Origin of the sequence: Maridesulfovibrio ferrireducens (genome assembly GCF_016342405.1) — a bacterium.
GTDB lineage: Bacteria > Desulfobacterota > Desulfovibrionia > Desulfovibrionales > Desulfovibrionaceae > Maridesulfovibrio > Maridesulfovibrio ferrireducens_A.
The window spans coordinates 61,543-76,237 of the sequence record NZ_JAEINN010000011.1 but is presented as its reverse complement, the minus strand read 5'-3'; the positions used below and the strand labels follow the sequence as shown (position 1 = coordinate 76,237).

Here is a 14,695-nt window from a genome sequence, read left to right as displayed (position 1 = left end):
CTTTGGTTTCACACTAATTTTGCAATCATCATGCCAAAGTCTAGACTTTAGACAACCAGCTGAATTAATGACCTTTTATACAAATAAAGACCGGAAATTATTTCCTAGATCATAAAATAATCGGAACTAAATCTGTTTTTCTCTGAAACAATGATAAAACATAAGAAAAAGCTTGTCCATATCATGAATAATCAGTTAATATTTAATTAAAGAAAGATTTTTCCATATAGTTAACTCATTTGCACAACTAAATAATCCGGAGGGATATTTATGATTACCATCAAAAAGATACTCTGCGCAGTGGACTTTTCGGAACACAGCCCGGTAGTAGCTGATTATGCAAACACTCTTGCCAAGACTATGGGATCTAAAATTATTTGCCTATATGTTGCTCCTTCGCTGGATCAATATGTAGGATTCCATGTTCCGCCAAGTTCCATTGAAAACTTTGTCGGCGAGATTGTTACCGGAGCAGACACAACCATGGAAACCTTCATAAAAGAAAACTTTAAAGATGCAAAGGTTGATGGAAAGGTAATGACCGGTTACGCAGCTGAAGAAATTTTAACTCTCGCTAAAGCTGAAGAAGTCGACATGATTATCATGGGAACCCACGGCAGAAGAGGAATTGATCGTATTCTATTCGGTTCCGTTGCAGAAAAGGTCGTTAAAGCTGCAAAATGCCCTGTGCTTACCGTCAGACCTGAATAACTAGTCGTTTAAAGTTAAAGCCGATACGATACCGACAACTATCAAGGCATAAACCTGCAAGCGGCCCTCTTATCCAAACGGATAAGAGGGCTTTTTTTTGACAAAAAACATGTTCCAAACTACTAGAGAACTTCGCCCCGTATTAATAATCAAAAGAAAAAGGATATCAGCATGTCCCCTATCAAAGTCCGCCCTGACGTGATGGAGACCAAACCCTACGCTCCTGGACTTACCATCGAAGAGATCAAAGAGAAGTACGGTCTGGATAATGTTATTAAACTCGCGAGCAATGAAAATCCGCTCGGAGCCTCACCACTCGCTCAAAAAGCAATAACACGTCATGCCCCGAATATTTTTCGTTATCCGCATAACGGCAACCCCCGCCTGAACAAAGCTGTTGCAAAGCGGTTCGGATTTGCTGAAGAAAACATCATATGCGGAAACGGTTCTGACGAAGTTATCGACCTGCTGATTAGAGTTAAAGCTGAACCCGGCCGTGACGAAGTGCTGACCTATGAATCTTGTTTCAGCATGTACAGCCTTATGTCTCGTCTTTGCGGTATAAATTTCAGACAGATTCCCCGCGAAGCAGGTCACAAACAACCTCTTAAAGCGATGGCTGCTGCGGTTACAGATAAAACAGCCATAATTTTTGTAACGACTCCTGACAACCCGACGGGGCTTGCAGTCACGGCAAAAGAAGTCCGCGAAATGGCCATGACTATTCCCGAACAGACGATCCTTGCCATAGACGAGGCATACATTGATTTCGCAACCCCTGCGGAAGAATATGACATGCGTCCGCTGTTAAATGAATTTCCGAATATAGTCCTGCTCAGAACATTCTCTAAAGCCTTCGGGTTGGCTGGAATGCGAGTCGGATTCGGCATAATGAGTACAGAGCTTGCCGGTTACATCAACCGCGCACGTGCTCCTTTCACCGTCAGCCTCCTTGCAGAGGAAGCAGCTATTGCAGCTCTCGGTGACGACGCGTTCTATAATGAAACTCTTGACGTTGTTCTGCGCGGCAGAAAGCTCTTCACAGACGAAATTAAAGCTATGGGATGTGAAGTTCTGCCTTCGCAATCAAACTTTATTATGTTCAAACCCACACGCGATGCCGGAGAAGTTTTTGAAGAACTTCTAAAACGCGGTCTTATTGTGCGCCCGCTTAAAAGCTTCGGCCTCGGCGAGTATATTCGTGTGAATATGGGTACGGATCGTGAAAATAAAATATTCTTACAAAACCTCAAGGAGCTTCTGTAATGGCGGTCCCTTTCATCATAACTATCGACGGACCTGCCGGTGTAGGTAAATCCACACTTGCTAAACGTCTCGCAGATCATTTTGAGATTGCCTATCTGGATACCGGCGCAATGTTCAGAGCAACCGCTTGGAAACTGGGCGAAGGTTCATGGGACTGGGACAGCTCTAAAATTGAGACAGCTCTTAAATCCTTTTTGTTCACTCTGTCCGGTTCGGGAAGCAACTCTGTGCTCAGCCTTAACGGAACGGCGTTAACAAACGACATTCGCACAGAAACAGTGGGCATGTGGGCCTCTAACGTTGCGAAGATTCCAGCCGTCCGAGCTTTCCAGAAAATAGCACAGCGCGAGATTGGAAATACTACCTCTCTTATTGCAGAAGGCAGAGATATGGGCTCGGTTATTTTCCCGCAAGCTCCCTGTAAATTCTTCCTTGATGCGGACTTAGAAGAACGCGCCCGCAGACGTTTTTCTCAGCTTGAAGAAATGGGCAAACCTGCAAATCTCACCGAACTGGTTGAACAAATCGGCGCAAGAGACGATCAAGACCGCAACCGCAAAGAAGCTCCTTTGAAAGCCGCGGATGATGCTATCATTGTTGATACAACAAAGCTTGATATCGACGGAGTTTTTAAAAAACTTGTCGCGGAAGTTAAAAAAATATCAGCTTAATTATATTTTACAAACTCAATATATCAGGCCGCTTGAATCACTATATTCAAGCGGCCTGATTCTTTTGTAACAGCAACAGAACTTGACTTTGACGGACGCGCCATTACTCATTTAGCTGAACTTTCAACCTACCTTTAAGAATAATCAATCGGAGAATTCCTTGAACCTTTCCTGCAAATTAAAAGAACTGTTTCCAAATATTTCAAATATAGTAAACCAGCCTCTAACAGAAGATCTTGTCGGTTCATTTTTCCCCGCAAACTCGACACGCTTTGCTCATATGAAACAAGCTGCCCGAACAGCTGAAAGAATCGCCAGACAAACAGGATTAAACAAAAAACAAGCTGACAAGTTGATTACTGCAGCGCTTTTCCATGACATCGGCTACTCTGAAAAGCTGGGACAGACCGGATTTCACCCTTTAGACGGTGCAGCCTTCCTTGCACATGTCGGAGCGCAAGAAGAAGTCATAGAAGCGGTTTTATGGCACTCCAGCACACAACGAGATATCTACTTCTACCCTGAAATTGAAAATATATATAAAAATTTCCCTGATCCTTCTGAAAACAACCACACACTGAAAGGTGTCAGCTATTGTGATTTCCGAACTTCGCCAGTGGGACAATCTTTTTCTTTCGGACAAAGAATAAGTGAGTTTAAAAAAAGACCCGGAGCCAGTAAGTACGCTCAGGAAACAGCCAAGTGGACTCTTCCGAAAGCACGGGCAACGCAGGCAGCTTATGTTAAAGCTATCTCCAACCAACAACAAACGTCCCTGCCATGGATTTTCTGCGATATTGACAGCACGCTCATATATCCGGGCCAAACGATCAACACAGCCACAACCGAGGCATTGTGCAGATATGTTGAAGCAGGTGGCAAAATGTCCCTTATTACCGGTAAGCATCTTATCAGCATCCGCGATTTTCTACGTGAATCAGGCATGGAAGGCCCGCATTCAGGGGTAAACGGCTCGATGATCATTAAAGATGATCACCTTACTTCTTACGGCCCCACGGTCGAAAATTACAAAGCTATTGAAGACATTCTTATTGCAGAAGGAATCCACTACGCAACCTATGTTGCTGGTGGCATCTGGACCAGATCGCCATTAACTGAGGCTGAAATCGACTCTTACAAGTTTGTCGGAGAAATTCTTCCACAACCGGGCACAACTCCGGACAAAGGCGGAATATTCAAAGTTCTTACCTTCTCCCATAAAAATGATAGAAAACGATGCGCTTTCGTTCGAGATCTTGCCGCCAAGCAAGGACTTGCCTGTGTGCGTACTGCTGATGGGTTTCTAGAAATATGCCCCCAAGCGCATGGGAAACATGCCGCAGCCATGCATATTATGAATGAAGCCGGCTGGTCTGATTTGAACAGTATCTCAATCGGCGACAGTGAAAACGATCTTACCATGTTCGGCGTTACGGGGCTTAGCGCAGCTGTTGCCAACGCAACTGAAGACGTCCTCCCAGCCGCCGACCTGCATATTCCTTCCTGCATCGACAACGGAGTTGCACAACTGCTGGATGCTCTTGTTGACTCAGCAAAAGATGGAAGCTGGGAAATTCCTAGTAAATGGCTGGCTCAATATTAGTAAACAGCAACACTGACGAACCAGAAAAAATGAGTTCGTTTATTTAATAAAAATAATTGTTACCAGACCCCGTAATACAAGGCTTAATTTACAATTAAAAAACCCTCTCCTGAAATATTTCAGGAGAGGGTTTTTAGTTCGATATCAAGAGCCGCCAGCACGGCCTTATCCATGTCGTAATATTTATACTGTCCGAGCCTTCCGGTAAAATGCACCTTCGGTAATTTTTGAGCTTCTGCCTGATACAATTCCAATACCTTGCGGTCCTCTGCGGTGTTGACTGGGTAATACGGTTCTTCCCTCTGCTTCCACTTCATGGAGAACTCGCGCGAAATGACGGTTTTACCGCTCTTGTTTTCTCTTTCCGGATGGAGGTGCTGATATTCATGAATGCGGGTATAGGGCACATCAATATCGGCATAATTCATAACCGATGTTCCCTGATAATCTTCCACATCTTCTGTCTCATATTCAAATCTCAGTGAACGCCAAGTCAGCTCCCCGTGACAGTAATCAAAAAAACGATCAACAGGACCGGAATAGTAAACCGTACAATCTTCCGGTAACTCATTACGAATATCAAAAAAATCTGTTTCAAGCTGAACAGTGATCAACTCATGATCCAGCATATTCTCAAACATCCTGCCATACCCTTGATACGGCAATCCCTGATAGCGACAGGTGAAATAATCACATTCATAAGTATGACGAAACGGCAATCGACTGATAATATCGGCGGAAAGTTCACGCGGATCACATTCCCATTGCTTAAGCGTATACCCTTTGACAAAGGCTTCATAAAGATCACGACCGATAAGGCTGATGGCCTTTTCTTCTAAATTCTGAGGATCGGTGATGTTCTCTTTTTCGCTTTGCTTCTGAATGAATCCGGCAACTTCATGCGGCCGTAAACTCAGATTAAAAAAAGAATTAATCGTCTGCAAATTTACAGGCATATGGTAAGTGCGATTTTTATAGGTAGTCAGAACTTTATGTCGATAGCTGTTGAATTCCGTGAAGCGGTTCAGATAATCCCAAACTCTACGCTCGGAAGTATGAAAAATATGAGTTCCGTAGCTATGAACTTCAGTCCCGGTATCAGGATCAAAACGACTATAGCAATTGCCTCCGATGTGGTTGCGACTGTCGATAACAAGTACCTTCTCTCCACACTCTTCTGCAATGCGCCGCGCTATGACTGAACCAGTTATCCCTGCTCCGACTACCACGTACTTATGCGACATAATTCGGACTCCCATATAAAAAAAGGTTTCTCAAGAAACATATTTTCTTAGAGAAACCACTGATTATCACTTTACGAAGCAATCAACATTTTGAGCAGTTAAATATGGGAGGAGCCTTTTATAACTCCCCCCACATTATTTATAATAATCTAAACTACTTCATGTATTTCAAGAATGGATTATCCTGTGAAAGGATGATCCGTGTGTTGTCCTTGAACCCTTTTTCATATGCTTCCAGAGACTTCTTGAATTCGTAGAATTCAGGAGCCTTTCCGAAACTGTCAGCGTATGTCTTAGTAGCGATTCCATCACCCTCACCTCGAAGAATTTCTGCTTTGAGGTTGGCGTCAGCCAGAGTGATTGCTCTTTCTTTATCAGCTTGCGCAGTGATGCGGGCTGATGCTTCACTACCCTGAGAACGGTACTGCTTCGCCATACGTTCTCGTTCCGCCCTCATACGTCCGTAAATAGCACGGGCGTTCTCAGGAGGCAGATCAGTACGTTTAATACGTACATCATTGATTTCGATACCGTAAGCTGAAACCAGTTCATTAGATTTCTGAGTAACCTCTGTCATAATAGAAGTACGGTCACTGGAAATAATCTCAATCAAGGTATATCCACCAAGAGCGACTCGAAGCTCAGCATAGATGATATCATCAAGACGAGCCTGAGCACGGGGAATAGAAGTAACTGTGCGATAAAACTGCAAGGGGTCAGTAATGCGCCACTTGGAGTAGTTATCCACAACCATGTTCTTCTTATCTTTAGTCAGAATTTCAGCAGGACGAGCATCATACTCAAGCAAGCGTGAATCAAAATAAATCACGTTCTGAACGAACGGGAGTTTAAAATGAAGTCCCGGTCCGAGAGGTCCGGCCTTAGGCTTACCAAGCTGCAATACGATTGCTTTCTCAGTCTGCTTTACAATAAAGGCACTTTGCGCAACTCCCAAAACTAAAAATATAAGTAATATTGCCAGGGGTGCGGAGCTTTTTTTAAGTAAACTCATTACTTTACCCCCTTCTTATTAGTTACAGATTTAACGGGGAACGACCCTCCGTCCAAAGACAGAAACGGCAACGCTCTTTTAGCAGCACTATCTGAAAGAATAACCTTGGTCACATCAGGATTGGAAAGGATGTTTTCCATGGTTTCCAGATACAAACGTTTAACAGTAACGTCTTTAGCTTTTGTGTATTCGCGATAAACAGCCATAAATCTCTTAGCCTGACCTTCTGCTTTACGTACTTTAGTTTCCTTGTACGCTTCAGCTTTGTTCAGGATAACAGCGGCCTGCCCACGAGCTTTCGGCAGAATATCATTACGATATGCTTCAGCTTCGTTGATGTAACGGCTTTTATCTTCACGAGCACTTGCAACGTCTTTAAAGGCCTCAACGACTTCAGCCGGCGGATGCACATTCTGCAACTGCACAGCAAGCACATTCACACCAAGCTCATACGAATCCACAATGGACTGCAATAAAGCTCTGGTTTCAGTCTGAATCTGTAACTTACCAGTAGTAAGTGCCAATTCAATTTTGGTCTTACCGATAATTTCACGCATGGCTGCTTCGGCTGCGTCCTGAAGAGTCTTATCCTGATTGGTTACCTTGAAAAGGTACTCAACAGGATCTTTAATCTGATATTGAACGATGAATTGAACATCAACGATGTTTTCATCACCTGTCAGCATCAGAGATTCTTCGGGAACGTTCCGGGACTGCCCCTGTGTGAATGAGCGGGAAGATCCAAAGGAACGGAAACCGACTTCCACACGCCTGATGCGTGTGACCTGCGGTTTCATTACCGATTCAATAGGAACCGGTAGGTGGTAGTGCGGTCCGGGGTTAGTGGTGGCAACGTATTTACCAAACCGGGTTACCACTCCAACTTCATCAGGTTCTACAATGTAGACTCCTGAAAGAAACCAAAGCACAATAATTCCGATTATGACATACTTTCCGCCCGGCAATCCGGTTCCGCGAAATTTTTTGATCGTGGAATTTATTTCATCCACACCCGGCGTTTTAGAGCCAGTGTTCCTCTGCCGTTGTTCCGATAGTTTATCCCAGTCCCAGTTCATGTTATTTTGATATGCGACACAATGGAGCAGGTCAAGGAAGATCGGACATTAGGCGGTAAGATTATCAAAAAACAGCAGTAACAATTTCTTTGAAGAGCCCTTATAATCACAACTTTTGACGGAACATACAAATAATACAGCCAACTACCCTAAAAACAGGTCACAGTTGACATATTAGCGATTAATGTTTTTACCTGTATTAACATTACGAATACTGTCTACTAAGCAAAATCAACAATTCATATCTTTTTGGAGACTTCAATACATGAAAGCCATTAACAAAGAAATTTTCAGAGCATACGATATACGCGGAGTTGTAGACGTTGATTTTGACGAAGAATGGGTCGAGAATCTTGGACGCGCATGCGGAACATGGTTCAGACGCAAAGGATGGGACCGCGCTGTTATCGGGCATGATTGCAGGCACAGTTCTCCCGGCTACCAGACGGCTATTATACGCGGACTCAACATGTCGGGAGTTGATGTCCTTTTTCTGGATATGGTGCCAAGTCCGGCTTTCTATTTTGCGGCAAAAAAACTGAACTACAAAGCCGGAGTAATGATCACCGCCAGCCACAATCCTCCTGAATTTAACGGCTTCAAGATATGGGGAGAGGATACAACCATCCACAGCGGGGACATTCAAGATATTTATGAGCTTATGGAAAATAATGATTTTATTGACGGGACCGGAATGGGATCATTTCATAATATCATTCCATATTACATCGAAGATCTGCTTTCAGGTATAAAACTGAAACGACCTGTAAAAGTCGTGCTGGACGGTGGCAACGGCGCGGGAGGACACATTGCACTTGAGCTGCTCAGGCAAGCTGGAGCAGAAGTCATTCCCTTATACTGTGAGCCTGACGGAGACTTCCCCAACCATCATCCCGACCCTGTGGTTGAAGCTTACATGGGCGATCTGCTGAAAGCCGTTGTAGAACATGGAGCAGAAGCCGGGATCGGCCTTGACGGTGATGCCGACCGGATAGGAGCCGTTGATGAGACTGGTAAACTGATGCCTGGAGATCGTCTTCTCGCCATCTACGCAAGGGACATGCTGAGCAAAAACCCCGGAGAAATGGTCGTTGCGGATGTCAAATGCAGTCACTTGCTGTTCGAAGATATCAGCAAGCATGGGGGTAAACCTCTCATGGCGAAAACAGGCCATTCAATTATGAAAGCTAAAATGGCTGAAACCGGCGCGGGACTCGGCGGAGAAATGAGCGGGCATATATTCTTTGCCGATCGTTTCTACGGGTTTGATGACGGTTTATACGCAGCATTGCGGTTAATTGAAATTCTTTCACAGGAAGAAAAACCACTTTCGAAGATGCTTGAAGACTGGCCTGAAACCTTTTTCACACCGGAACTGCGCATTGACTGTCCCGAAAAGATTAAATTTGAACTTGTCGAACTGGCAACCACTCAATTTAAAACAGAATACGAAGTTATTGACATAGACGGAGCAAGGATTCTTTTCGAAGATGGCTGGGCGCTTATCAGAGCATCCAACACACAAGCGGCATTAACTCTACGCTTTGAAGCTTCTTCACCTGAACGTCTGACACAAATCAGAACTATAGTTGAATCGCTTTTAACCCGTTTGACAGATGAACTCAGTTCTTAGTTCGTGCTGACTTTTACAGCACAGTTAATACTTGCTATTATACGTGCATACAGTTTTATTAAACATGGTGCAGAAGCAATTTATCAACTATCGAAAAGGGATACCAAATGGCTCTAAATATAGTCCCCAAAGGCAACTCACGCAAAGAAAAAGTTCTGAGACTACTCGGAATGATTGTAATTTTTATAATCGTAGGCTGGGCTTTCTGGCAAAATAATGAACGCACCCTTGAAAAACTTCAAGGAAGAAACTCCATTTGGGATCAAACCAAAACATTAAGCAAAACTGACCGGGATTTTATAAATGGATTTATAAGAAGTATGCGCTCTGAATTCGGAGTAACGACAAAAGTGCATATCATGACAGGTAAAATTCCCGAAATAACACCTGACTCTAAAGAACTTTTTATAGGACTTTCTCCAGAATACGAACAGGTTGTTTTTTATTTTCCAGGACTCGTGCGTCACGCGCTGGGTGCAAATTTTATTAATGACCTTAAGCATAATCATTTTACAGGCAACTTCAAAAACGATAAGTGGCCTGTGGCGTTGCAAACAGCTCTTGCCATGATTTGGGAAAAATTAATCAGCGTGGACAGTTCTCAGCCTCAAGCTACTCAGCAACAGAAAGATTACAACAGAGATTTGCACGACCCTGAATCCTCTCCAGTAAAAGAATAACTACTTAATTAATAAGGTTTTTTGATGTCAAATAAGAAAATTACCATATACACCGACGGTTCCTGTCTCGGAAACCCTGGTCGGGGTGGATATGGCGCGGTTCTACTTTTCAATGAACACCGCAATGAACTATCCCAAGGCTACAAACATACGACCAACAACCGTATGGAAATGCGCGCTGTGATTGCAGCCCTCACAGAACTTAAAGAGCCATGCGACGTCATACTTTATACAGATTCACAGTATGTAAAAAATGCTTTCACAAAAAAATGGCTGGATAACTGGCTTAAAAACGGCTGGAAAACAGCGGCCAAGAAACCTGTGAAAAATAAGGATCTCTGGCAGCAGTTCATTCCATTAATGGAAAAACACAACGTTACTTTCCGCTGGGTCAAAGGCCATTCCGGCGATCCGGAAAATGAACGCTGTGACGACCTTGCACGCAACGCCGCCGGTTCATTAGATTTGATTCAGGACGAGGAAGAATAGGCTAATCAAACGCAAGAGACTGCAATATAGAGTTGGAGACCAGCATTCCGTTCTTCGTAAGTCTTAGGAAGCCAGCACTTATGCGGACAAGTCCGTTTTGATGCAACGCGGTTATGATCGAATTCTTCTCTTTCATCAAATCTCTGCCAGTCATATCCTTGTAGTCTGAGAGCTTAAGGCCGCGTGTAGTTCTCAGACTCAGCATTACCAGTTCCTGAGCTTTTATCACATCTGTAATTTCTTCAAAATCTTCACCGAGAAATCCGCCGCGCACAGCGGCATCATATTCATCCATATAAATTGGATTGGTAAATCTGCGATTACCTATCGTGGATACGGCAGAAGGCCCAAGCCCCAGATAATCCAGCCTGTCCCAATAGCCCTGATTGTGACGGGAAGTGAAACCCATCCTCGCGAAATTTGATATTTCGTATTGAATATATCCCATTCCTTCAAGAAATTCCGCTCCGTATATAAACATACGAGCCTGTTCACTGTCCGGCGGAAGCTCCGGCTCAACTGATTCCCTGTTATTCCCGAAAACAGTATTAGGCTCAATACTAAGCCCATAAGACGAAATATGTTCAGGCTTAAGCTTTACTACAGCCTTAAGCTCGTTGTTCCAGTCTTTCATTTTCTGCCGGGGTAAGCCCCACATGAGATCTATGCTGATGTTGCCGAAACCTGCTTTGCGCGCCATGTAATAAGTTTCTGCGGCCTGTCTGGCAGAATGAGGTCTGCCGAGCACCACAAGATTTCGGTCATCAAGACTTTGAAACCCTATACTCAAGCGATTGAATCCCATGGAAAGGAGGTTCTTAAAATAAGACTCATCATTGGCAGAATCGGGGTTAACCTCAATGGTTATTTCCATCCCCCGGACAAAAGTGAAATGCTTACGAAGCGCATCCATTATCAGCTCAAGCTGAAAAGGAGGGATAAGGCTTGGAGTTCCGCCCCCTAAATAGATTGTTCCTATTTTCGGGTTTTTAAGTCTGCGTCCCCAAAGCTCAATCTCAGCCAGAAGCGTTTTAAGGTACCATGCAAAAGTTACCTGATTAAAAATCTGCGAATGAAACGCACAATAATTACACTTGCGCACGCAAAACGGCACATGAATATAAACAAGAAGATTCTTCGCCTCTTTTCCATCGCCTTGCAGCAGAGGGGCGTTAAAAAATGCAGGAATGAGAGACATTAGAATTTTACCCTTCCGTATATAATGACTATTACTTGCTGATCCAAAGAGTGGCACCCTCAAGTTTTCGTAGAAGTTTAACACTGACAGATTCAGGGAGTATCTTCTCTTTAGCTGTTTTGTCATGAAAATCTCGGCCTATAGCAACCACGGCATAATGACCTTTTGCAGCTTCAGTCAGTATGGCCTTTGCCACATTGGTCTCTTCAACTACACGCTCAGTAATACGGGTGTCTTCAATTCCGTTGGCCTTAAGATGCTCGCGAGCAACTGCAAACAGTTTTTTTGAATTTTCAGCTTTTGCCATTTTAGACTTCTGCACATGCAGAAGAGTTATGTCATGGACCGAATCATCACTAAGAAGATACCCGACATGATCCGTAATTCTCTGTGAAGGTTCACCGTCACCAAGACACAGCAACACATCCTTTTTAGGAATTTCCTGCGGACATTTGCAGAACCACAACGGGAAGGTTATATCCTCCCATATCATTCTGTGCGCAACGCTGTAATCAAATAACTCTTCAAACATAAATGTAGCCTGCCGCCCGAAGACAACAGCGTCGTACATTCCTTTATGTCCTTCCTGAACTATTTCTCTGGCAACGCCCCCTCTGGAGCTGATGCTTTTTATATCGATCTTGTTTTCTTTACAAAAACTGTTGGCTATAAAATCATCTTTAACTTTTTCAAGTAATTTTCGACCCTTTTGAGCAGAATTATGAACACCCCATGAGCCCCCGTGAGGCGCTACATGAAAAAGAGTTAAACGAACATCACACGGAGAATTAAAAAATTCTCTTATAAATCTGACTGAATACGATACGGTTCCATCATCACATACACAAACCAGAAGATGCTTTTCCATGCTCATCCATCCTGTTGCCTTGTTTTTAAATGTCGCGCTTTCGTCCTTTCACAATATCTTAAGAAACTGCCACAACTCTTTATAAATAGCGAGAGTTCAACATAATATTTGATTAGGAATTTTTCAGATCCTTAGCATAACGTTCATTTTCACTAAAAAGGCATCCACAATACTGCTGACGATAAATATCCCATTCTTTAGAGCGCTCTATACCCTCTTTCCAGCCTTCGCGAAAATCATAATAATAAAATTCGCAATTGCCAGCCCCTGCCATGTCTCGGCCAAGCGCTGCAATGCGGTCATGTTTTTGAAATTTACTGTAAAGGAGAGTCGTTGTAAAAAAATCAAAACGTCCTCTTTTTGCAAGAGACAACGTACGTTCAAGCCTGTCTGCATAACAATGAAAACAACGATTTTCCTCACGAAAGGATACATTCCTAAACCACTTTTGGGAATCATACTCTGTAGTGCTGCCGATAACCTTAAGTTCCATTTTATCAGCAACTTCCAAAAAAGTATCCCTGCGCCGGACATATTCCTTAAGTGGATGAATATTAGGATTGTAAAAAAAAGCGGACACTTCAAAACCCTGCTCTCGTAAAATTTCAATCGTTGTAATTGAGCAAGGACCGCAACAAGCGTGAAGCAATATTCTTTTGGAAGCCATTATGCAGAACTCCGCAGTTCGGTTAAAATAAAAAAGGGCAGTGTTCCTGCTCTGAAGCAAAAACACTGCCTTATTAAAAACATATTACATTTATTATTCAGCCCACTGAATCTCTATATTAATCTTGGTGCCAAACGCCTTTTCATAATTAACAATTGCGGGCCGTTTATGATTCAAAAGATACAAGGCAAGCTCTTCTTCCGCTTCATAATTGAGAGGAGAGGTGCAGCCCGGCCTTCTGAGCATTCTATAAATATCTTTCAGAGCCTGCATAGACTGCCATTCCATATTACGCCGCATACCTGTTCCCTGACAACAAGGGCAGGGTTCAGTGCTGACTGCGATGGCGGAAGAGCCTAAACGCTGACGAACAAGTTCCATCAGTCCGAAGCGCGAAATACGACCCACATCCGTCCGTGCGCGATCAGTCTTAAGAGCCGAGCGCATGGTTTTTTCAACCTCACGGCAATGCTTGGGATCTTTCATTTCAATAAAATCGATTACCACCTGACCGCCGAGATCACGGAGCTTAAGCTGGCAGGCAATCATTTCAGCACTCTCTTTATTCGTCTTGAGCGCCATCTCTTTAAAATTACGTTCTCCGCCGATCTTACCGGAGTTGATATCAATCGCGGTAAGAGCTTCTGTCTGGTCAAAAACAAGCCTGCCGCCGGAAGGAAGATTTACTTCGCGTCCGTAGATCTGCTCGATCTGTTTAACCAGATTAAACCGTTCCCAAAGAGATTTATCTGTATCAGAATGAAGTTTAACCAGATTATTGCGTCTCGGGAAAGACAATGTGGCAAGCTGTTGCACCTGATCTGCCGTGTCTTTATCATCCACCCATATTTCAGTTACATCGGAAGAAAGGTAATCACGAACAGAGCGTGATGCCAGTCCCATTTCTTCATACACGAGAGCCGGAGGCTGAAGATCCTGCCCCTTTGTTCTGATGTCATTCCAAAGTCTGGTAAGGAATTTAAAATCTCTGGTCAGCGCAGATTTGCTCTGGCCCATACTTGCAGTGCGGACAATAACACCTACACCGTCACCGGGACTAACTGAATCGATAATTTCTTTAAGTCTGGTACGTTCTTTTTCGTCTTCGATCTTACGGGAAATACCGATCTGCTCTCTTCCGGGAGTAAGCACAAAATAGCGCCCCGGAATAGACAGATACGATGATAAAAACGCACCTTTCTTACCGGTAGGTTCTTTAACAACCTGAACAAAAATTTCCTGTCCGGGCTTTAAAACTTTTTGCAATAAAGGATACCTGTGCCCTTTTTTGAGCGTGTAGGTTCCTTGATAGTATTCGGGGTGAATTTCATCAACCTGAAGAAAACCGTTACGTTCGGCTCCGTAGTTGATGAACGCCGCTTGAAGCGCGGCATCAATGTTATGGATATATCCTTTATAAATATTTCCTTTGGTCTTGGCCTGATGGAGCATTTCAACATAATACTCGATGACCTGACCTTCCTGAGTCAGCGCAACCTCTACCTGTTCTTCAGGCAGGACGCTTATAAACATTTTTTCTTTTCTTTTCTTGTTTGTCATTTTCTAATTCCGGGAAA

The 14,695-nt window shown here is 43.6% G+C and carries 14 protein-coding genes; 7 read left to right on the top strand and 7 right to left on the bottom strand.

Going from position 1 to position 14,695, the window contains the following annotated elements; all coding sequences use genetic code 11:
* Positions 1 to 270: 270 nt before the first annotated feature.
* The 4 genes from JEY82_RS12645 (at position 271) to JEY82_RS12630 (ending at position 4,251) form a co-directional block, all read left to right on the top strand.
* Positions 271 to 711: a universal stress protein gene (locus tag JEY82_RS12645; protein ID WP_304085965.1), complete on the top strand. Its 441-nt coding sequence runs from the start codon at positions 271 to 273 to the stop codon at positions 709 to 711.
* 171 nt (positions 712 to 882) lie between these two features.
* Complete coding sequence (gene hisC, locus JEY82_RS12640; protein ID WP_304085963.1) at positions 883 to 1,977, top strand: histidinol-phosphate transaminase; 1,095 nt, start codon at positions 883 to 885, stop codon at positions 1,975 to 1,977.
* Entirely contained in the window at positions 1,977 to 2,648 is a 672-nt protein-coding gene (gene cmk / locus JEY82_RS12635; RefSeq protein WP_304085961.1) for a (d)CMP kinase, read from the top strand. Before hisC ends, cmk begins: the two co-directional genes overlap by 1 nt.
* Positions 2,649 to 2,808: 160 nt before the next feature.
* Positions 2,809 to 4,251 (top strand): HAD-IIB family hydrolase, encoded by a 1,443-nt coding sequence (locus JEY82_RS12630; protein ID WP_304085960.1) that lies wholly within the window; start codon positions 2,809 to 2,811, stop codon positions 4,249 to 4,251.
* A 119-nt stretch (positions 4,252 to 4,370) separates the two neighbouring features.
* Here the strand turns inward: JEY82_RS12630 and glf are convergent, their stop codons facing one another.
* The 3 genes from glf to hflK form a co-directional block, all read right to left on the bottom strand.
* Positions 4,371 to 5,495 carry a UDP-galactopyranose mutase gene (glf, locus tag JEY82_RS12625; RefSeq protein WP_304085959.1) on the bottom strand — a complete coding sequence of 375 codons (1,125 nt, stop codon included), beginning with the start codon at positions 5,493 to 5,495 and terminating at the stop codon, positions 4,371 to 4,373.
* Between the two features lie 154 nt (positions 5,496 to 5,649).
* Positions 5,650 to 6,507 (bottom strand): protease modulator HflC, encoded by an 858-nt coding sequence (hflC, locus tag JEY82_RS12620; RefSeq protein ID WP_304085958.1) that lies wholly within the window; start codon positions 6,505 to 6,507, stop codon positions 5,650 to 5,652.
* A complete protein-coding gene (gene hflK, locus JEY82_RS12615; protein WP_304085957.1) occupies positions 6,507 to 7,583 on the bottom strand; it encodes an FtsH protease activity modulator HflK in 1,077 nt (358 codons plus the stop codon). Before hflK ends, hflC begins: the two co-directional genes overlap by 1 nt.
* A gap of 265 nt (positions 7,584 to 7,848) precedes the next feature.
* On the opposite strand from hflK, the gene JEY82_RS12610 reads away from it, so the two are divergent.
* From JEY82_RS12610 to rnhA, 3 genes are all read left to right on the top strand, one after another.
* Positions 7,849 to 9,216, top strand: coding sequence for a phosphomannomutase/phosphoglucomutase (locus JEY82_RS12610; RefSeq protein WP_304085955.1), 1,368 nt, complete (start codon positions 7,849 to 7,851; stop codon positions 9,214 to 9,216).
* Positions 9,217 to 9,323: 107 nt separating this feature from the next.
* Positions 9,324 to 9,896: a TPM domain-containing protein gene (locus tag JEY82_RS12605; RefSeq protein WP_304085953.1), complete on the top strand. Its 573-nt coding sequence runs from the start codon at positions 9,324 to 9,326 to the stop codon at positions 9,894 to 9,896.
* A gap of 24 nt (positions 9,897 to 9,920) precedes the next feature.
* Positions 9,921 to 10,385, top strand: coding sequence for a ribonuclease HI (gene rnhA / locus JEY82_RS12600; RefSeq protein ID WP_304085951.1), 465 nt, complete (start codon positions 9,921 to 9,923; stop codon positions 10,383 to 10,385).
* A 1-nt stretch (position 10,386) separates the two neighbouring features.
* Here rnhA and hemW read toward each other — a convergent pair whose 3' ends face one another.
* From hemW to JEY82_RS12580, 4 genes are all read right to left on the bottom strand, one after another.
* Entirely contained in the window at positions 10,387 to 11,583 is a 1,197-nt protein-coding gene (gene hemW / locus JEY82_RS12595) for a radical SAM family heme chaperone HemW (protein WP_304085949.1), read from the bottom strand.
* A gap of 31 nt (positions 11,584 to 11,614) precedes the next feature.
* A complete protein-coding gene (locus tag JEY82_RS12590) occupies positions 11,615 to 12,451 on the bottom strand; it encodes a universal stress protein (protein ID WP_304085947.1) in 837 nt (278 codons plus the stop codon).
* 112 nt (positions 12,452 to 12,563) lie between these two features.
* On the bottom strand, positions 12,564 to 13,118 hold the full coding sequence (locus JEY82_RS12585; RefSeq protein ID WP_304085945.1) for an epoxyqueuosine reductase QueH: 555 nt from the start codon (positions 13,116 to 13,118) through the stop codon (positions 12,564 to 12,566).
* Positions 13,119 to 13,211: 93 nt separating this feature from the next.
* On the bottom strand, positions 13,212 to 14,678 hold the full coding sequence (locus tag JEY82_RS12580) for an Rne/Rng family ribonuclease (RefSeq protein WP_304085943.1): 1,467 nt from the start codon (positions 14,676 to 14,678) through the stop codon (positions 13,212 to 13,214).
* Between the last annotated feature and the right edge of the window lie 17 nt (positions 14,679 to 14,695).

What these genes read in the sequence shown, in the direction of transcription:
- hisC (WP_304085963.1), top strand. Translation starts at nt 883, where the DNA reads ATGTCCCCTATCAAAGTCCGCCCTGACGTGATGGAGACCAAACCCTAC.
- JEY82_RS12585 (WP_304085945.1), bottom strand. Translation starts at nt 13,118, where the DNA reads ATGGCTTCCAAAAGAATATTGCTTCACGCTTGTTGCGGTCCTTGCTCA.
- hflK (WP_304085957.1), bottom strand. Translation starts at nt 7,583, where the DNA reads ATGAACTGGGACTGGGATAAACTATCGGAACAACGGCAGAGGAACACT.
- JEY82_RS12605 (WP_304085953.1), top strand. Translation starts at nt 9,324, where the DNA reads ATGGCTCTAAATATAGTCCCCAAAGGCAACTCACGCAAAGAAAAAGTT.
- rnhA (WP_304085951.1), top strand. Translation starts at nt 9,921, where the DNA reads ATGTCAAATAAGAAAATTACCATATACACCGACGGTTCCTGTCTCGGA.
- glf (WP_304085959.1), bottom strand. Translation starts at nt 5,495, where the DNA reads ATGTCGCATAAGTACGTGGTAGTCGGAGCAGGGATAACTGGTTCAGTC.
- JEY82_RS12645 (WP_304085965.1), top strand. Translation starts at nt 271, where the DNA reads ATGATTACCATCAAAAAGATACTCTGCGCAGTGGACTTTTCGGAACAC.
- JEY82_RS12610 (WP_304085955.1), top strand. Translation starts at nt 7,849, where the DNA reads ATGAAAGCCATTAACAAAGAAATTTTCAGAGCATACGATATACGCGGA.
- hemW (WP_304085949.1), bottom strand. Translation starts at nt 11,583, where the DNA reads ATGTCTCTCATTCCTGCATTTTTTAACGCCCCTCTGCTGCAAGGCGAT.
- JEY82_RS12580 (WP_304085943.1), bottom strand. Translation starts at nt 14,678, where the DNA reads ATGACAAACAAGAAAAGAAAAGAAAAAATGTTTATAAGCGTCCTGCCT.
- cmk (WP_304085961.1), top strand. Translation starts at nt 1,977, where the DNA reads ATGGCGGTCCCTTTCATCATAACTATCGACGGACCTGCCGGTGTAGGT.
- JEY82_RS12590 (WP_304085947.1), bottom strand. Translation starts at nt 12,451, where the DNA reads ATGGAAAAGCATCTTCTGGTTTGTGTATGTGATGATGGAACCGTATCG.
- hflC (WP_304085958.1), bottom strand. Translation starts at nt 6,507, where the DNA reads ATGAGTTTACTTAAAAAAAGCTCCGCACCCCTGGCAATATTACTTATA.